This is a genomic window from Rhodopirellula maiorica SM1 (assembly GCF_000346295.1).
Classification (GTDB): Bacteria; Planctomycetota; Planctomycetia; order Pirellulales; family Pirellulaceae; genus Novipirellula; species Novipirellula maiorica.
In genome coordinates, this window is sequence record NZ_ANOG01000499.1 from 1 (window position 1) to 3,893 (window position 3,893).

The 3,893-nt window shown below is 56.6% G+C and carries 3 protein-coding genes and 1 pseudogene; 1 reads left to right on the forward strand and 3 read right to left on the reverse strand.

The window, feature by feature from the left end; genetic code table 11:
* The 3 genes and pseudogenes from RMSM_RS15880 to RMSM_RS15890 all read right to left on the reverse strand — a co-directional run.
* Positions 1-265: pseudogene (locus tag RMSM_RS15880) on the reverse strand (Ppx/GppA phosphatase family protein); the annotation flags it as partial.
* 146 nt (positions 266-411) lie between these two features.
* Positions 412-1,035 (reverse strand): HAD family hydrolase, encoded by a 624-nt coding sequence (locus RMSM_RS15885; RefSeq protein WP_040767306.1) that lies wholly within the window; start codon positions 1,033-1,035, stop codon positions 412-414.
* Between the two features lie 77 nt (positions 1,036-1,112).
* The gene (locus RMSM_RS15890) at positions 1,113-1,859 is read right to left on the reverse strand and encodes a 3-keto-disaccharide hydrolase (RefSeq protein ID WP_008698103.1); all 747 of its coding nucleotides are present in this window, start codon (positions 1,857-1,859) and stop codon (positions 1,113-1,115) included.
* 197 nt (positions 1,860-2,056) lie between these two features.
* Between RMSM_RS15890 and ilvD the strand changes: the two genes are divergently transcribed.
* Positions 2,057-3,736 carry a dihydroxy-acid dehydratase gene (gene ilvD / locus RMSM_RS15895; RefSeq protein WP_008698104.1) on the forward strand — a complete coding sequence of 560 codons (1,680 nt, stop codon included), beginning with the start codon at positions 2,057-2,059 and terminating at the stop codon, positions 3,734-3,736.
* The last annotated feature ends 157 nt before the right edge of the window (positions 3,737-3,893 follow it).

Here is a 3,893-nt window from a genome sequence, read left to right on the forward strand (position 1 = left end):
TACCGTATTCCTGTAGCACTCGCTGGTACTTTTTCAGGATCCCAGCGACCTTTTCGATGGTGCCTCGCGAGAATCGCCGGACGTCAAACGCTTCTCGTCCCAAATCGACCGGCTGGACCAACGTATCGAGCGTGCGGACTTCGCCATCAGCATGGATTTCAGCAATCGCCATGCGAACGCTGGTTGCCCCGATATCGATGACGGCAACGGGACGAGGAGGCGTGGAATGAATCGGGATCGATGGGGGGGTTGCCAGCTGTGCCATTGCAGTTGATACGAAATCAAAAAGAAAAAAGAGCGGGAGTCGTTGCGTGACCTCATCATACGACGTCCACGCGCCTGGGCACAGCCGAAGGGCACCCCCTATTTAGCGAGCGGGAACTGCGATCGGCAGCCCGGTCCGCGAATCGGCTAAGCGATCACTCCATACTTTTTGAGTGCGTCCACCGCTTGCTCGCCCCCGAAGCACTGGACCGCTTTCCAACCTCGATCGATTGCTGCGGCGACATTCTCTGGTTTGTCGTCGAGAAACAGGATCGCCTCGGGGGCAACGCCGGCCAATTTTTCGGCCACCTGATAAATCCCACCATCGGGCTTCATCGAGCTGACTTCGCAACTCAACACACGAACAGGCCACTTTAGTGACGAGACCTGCCACGTTTGTCGGGCGATCCAGTCCCAATGAGCGTGACAGGTGTTCGATAGCAATCCGTAGCGTGTTCCCGATTCGTGGACCTGCGTGACCGTATTTCGCATCGATTCGATCGGTTTGAACATGTCGCTGATCGCGTCAAGCAGGGCGGCGGTCGGCATTTGAACATCTGAAACAGCCAGCGTATCACGCACAATCGCAGCATATTCCTCGCCTGTGACGTGCCCATGCTCGAATCGATCCTGCAGGCCGCTCCGGTAAATCGCCTGTTCCGCCAACGCGACATCCACCCCAAAGCGGCTTGCCACGTTGCCGACCGCGATGTTTGGGTCAAACGAAACGATCACATTGCCAAGATCGAAGTAAACAAATTCAATGTTCATATGAATGTCGTTGATCGCTCCGCGATCATTGGGGGAAAAGGAAAAACACAAGATGGCCGAGCGATCCGCGACGTTGCTTAGCCGCCCGTTAAATTGCGGATGCGGATGTTTCGGTAGTGGGCTTCGGCCGGGGGACCGCTGTGAATTTGCAGCCCGATGATCCCGTCGCGAGCGATCGCATCGTCGGTTTCGGTGTAATCAACCGTTTGCACGCCATTGATAAAAATTTGGATTCGCGGACCTTCGCAGCGGATACGAATCGAATTCCAGTCGTTTGCTTTGACAAGGTCTTGGGGCAAATCCGCGGCGGGTTCGGCCAAAAATTTTCGGCGTCGCGATTCGTCATACAACGCTCCCCAAATCGACCGTTCGCCAATCCATCCCATATCGGCTTGATAGCCCGACACCTCGGTATCACCAGGAATGCGTTTGGTTCGGAACTGGACTCCCGCGTTCAGCGACGGCTTTTTCTTGTCACGGGTCGGATCTTCGCGGGTCTGGCTCTCGCTGGTCTGGCTCTCGCTGGTCTGGGCTTCGTTGGGCGAGACCAACTTGGCTTCCAATCGCAGATCAAAGTCGGCAAATCGCTGCATGGTGCACAAGAATTGGTTATGCGGAATCTTCTCATCCAGCCGTCCGGCAACGATCGCATCGTCTTCGATGCGGAACCAATAGGCGTTTCCTTCCCATCCCGCCAAGGTGTCACCGTCGAACAGCGACATCGACTTTAGCTGAAAATCGTCCGCAAACGTCTCGCGAATGCCAAGCGTGAAACCGCTGGTAAGAATCGTCAACGCCAGCAAAAACCACGAAAAATGCACCATTTTGTCTACTCCCAGAAAGTTCGCTTCGCCGTCCCGTTGTGAAACGCTCGCTGAAGATCATAATCGGTGGCTTGTGAAGTCGGCAAATCGACGCAGATTTCGTCTGCCAGAGAACGCGAACTCACCCCCGCAAAAACCTCTCTTCGCTTGTTGACGTTTCTCCCCCATTCCTCCTGCACTGCGTATTTCCACCGGCCATGAATGCTCCGCTAAACAAGTACAGCCAACACATCACCCAGCCCAAAAGCCAAGGTGCATCCCAAGCGATGCTGTACGCCACCGGGATGACTTCCGAAGACATGAATAAGCCGCAAGTCGGTATCGGAAGCGTTTGGTACGAAGGCAACAGCTGTAACATGCACCTATTGGATTTGGCCGCCGAGGTCAAAAAGGGTGTCGTCGACGCGGGGCTGGTCGGCATGCGGTTCAACACGATCGGGGTCAGCGACGGCATCTCGATGGGCACCGAGGGGATGAGCTATTCGCTGCAAAGCCGTGATTTGATCGCCGATTCGATCGAAACGATCATGGGCGCGCAGTGGTACGACGCGCTGATCGCGCTGCCGGGATGTGACAAGAACATGCCCGGATGCTTGATCGCGATGGGACGGCTGAACCGCCCCTCGATCATGGTCTACGGCGGGACGATCAAGCCGGGACGTTTCAAAGACGAAAACCTCGATATCGTCAGTGCATTCCAGTGTTACGGCCAATTCATTGCTGGACAGATCAACGAAGAAGAACGCAAAGAGATCGTTCGTCATAGCTGTCCCGGTGCCGGAGCGTGCGGTGGGATGTACACCGCCAACACAATGGCCTCGGCAATCGAAGCCTTGGGTATGTCGCTGCCGTATTCGGCCAGCATCCCTGCGGTGGATCCCGAGAAAAAGGAAGAGTGCCGGCACGCAGGCCATGCGATCTTGGAACTGTTGAAGCTCGATCTGAAGCCACGTGACATCATGACCCGCACCGCGTTCGAAAACGCGATGGTCACTGTGATGGCACTCGGCGGCAGCACCAATGCCGTGTTGCACTTGATCGCAATGGCTCGCGCCGTCGACGTATCGCTGACGATCGACGACTTCCAAAGTGTTAGCGACCGCATCCCATTCCTCGCCGACCTAAAACCAAGCGGCAAGTTTGTGCAAGAAGATTTGCACTCGGTCGGTGGCACCCCCGCGGTGATGAAATACTTGCTCAAAGAAGGACTGATCGACGGATCGTGCATGACCGTGACCGGCAAAACGCTGGCAGAGAACCTCGAGTCATTGCCCGATTTGAAAGAGGGGCAACGAATTGTTCACTCGACCAAGGAACCGATCAAAAAGACCGGTCACATCCGCATCTTGCGTGGAACGCTGTCGCCCGACGGCGCGGTGGCCAAGATCACCGGCAAAGAAGGGCTGCAGTTCAGCGGCCCGGCACGTGTCTTTGACAGCGAAGAAGACATGCTGCATGCACTGGAGGAAAAGAAAATCCAAAAGGGCGATGTCGTCGTGATCCGGTACGAAGGTCCCAAGGGCGGCCCCGGCATGCCGGAAATGTTGACTCCGACCAGCGCCATCATGGGTGCCGGACTCGGATCCGATGTGGCACTTTTGACCGATGGGCGATTCAGCGGTGGCAGCCACGGATTTATCGTCGGGCACATCACGCCGGAAGCGCAAGAGTGCGGCCCGATCGCTCTGGTTCAAGACGGTGATACGATCACGATCGATGCCGAAACCAATCGTCTTGACGTGGACGTCGACGAAGCGGAACTTGCCAAACGCCGCGAAGCGTGGACGGCACCGCCACTGAAGGCAACCCGAGGCACGTTGTACAAGTACATCAAGAACGTCAAGAGCGCCAGCGAAGGCTGCGTCACCGACGAGTGATCCGCAGGTCGCATCAATAGCAGACCGTTCCCACCACCAGCTTCGCAGCCCCGGCGAAGCGGGGAGGCTCGGAAAACGAGCCCACAGCGAGTTTTCCGGAGAGGGCATGGGGGCGAGTCGGAGCAAGAAGTGGTTAAGCCGATGAGTGGCAAAAAGG

Bases quoted from the DNA above. Each gene is read 5' to 3' on its own strand.
- RMSM_RS15890 (WP_008698103.1), bottom strand. From the start codon at position 1,859: ATGGTGCATTTTTCGTGGTTTTTGCTGGCGTTGACGATTCTTACCAGC.
- RMSM_RS15885 (WP_040767306.1), bottom strand. From the start codon at position 1,035: ATGAACATTGAATTTGTTTACTTCGATCTTGGCAATGTGATCGTTTCG.
- ilvD (WP_008698104.1), top strand. From the start codon at position 2,057: ATGAATGCTCCGCTAAACAAGTACAGCCAACACATCACCCAGCCCAAA.